Genomic DNA, 538 nt, shown 5'->3' on the forward strand with positions numbered 1-538 from the left:
ACATTACACATTACACGTAATGTTGTTTCTTCCTGTGCAAAAGCAGTTTACAATCCATAGGACCGTCATCCTGCACGCGGCATGGCTGGATCAGGCTTGCGCCCATTGTCCAATATTCCTCACTGCTGCCTCCCGTAGGAGTCTGGTCCGTGTCTCAGTACCAGTGTGGGGGATCTCCCTCTCAGGACCCCTACCCATCGTAGCCTTGGTAAGCCGTTACCTTACCAACTAGCTAATGGGACGCATGCTCATCTTTYACCGTTGTGACTTTAATGCAGTGTTGATGCCAACTCTGCATACTATGAGGTATTAATCCAAATTTCTCTGGGCTATCCCTCTGTRAAAGGTAGATTGCATACGCGTTACGCACCCGTGCGCCGGTCTCTTGGTCCGAAAACCAATACCCCTCGACTTGCATGTGTTAAGCCTGCCGCTAGCGTTCATCCTGAGCCAGGATCAAACTCTTCATCGTATATTGTTTAAGCTGAATTTATTTCAGCTTCTTATTTATTTGACTGAAGGTCTAGTGGTTATTCTC

At 47.6% G+C, this 538-nt stretch carries 1 rRNA gene; it reads right to left on the reverse strand.

The annotated features are described in order from the left end of the window. A 16S ribosomal RNA gene (locus tag AC1DY0_RS19145) occupies positions 1 to 472 on the reverse strand; the annotation flags it as partial. Between the last annotated feature and the right edge of the window lie 66 nt (positions 473 to 538).

The organism is Flavobacterium sp. P1_E4, assembly GCF_056405915.1.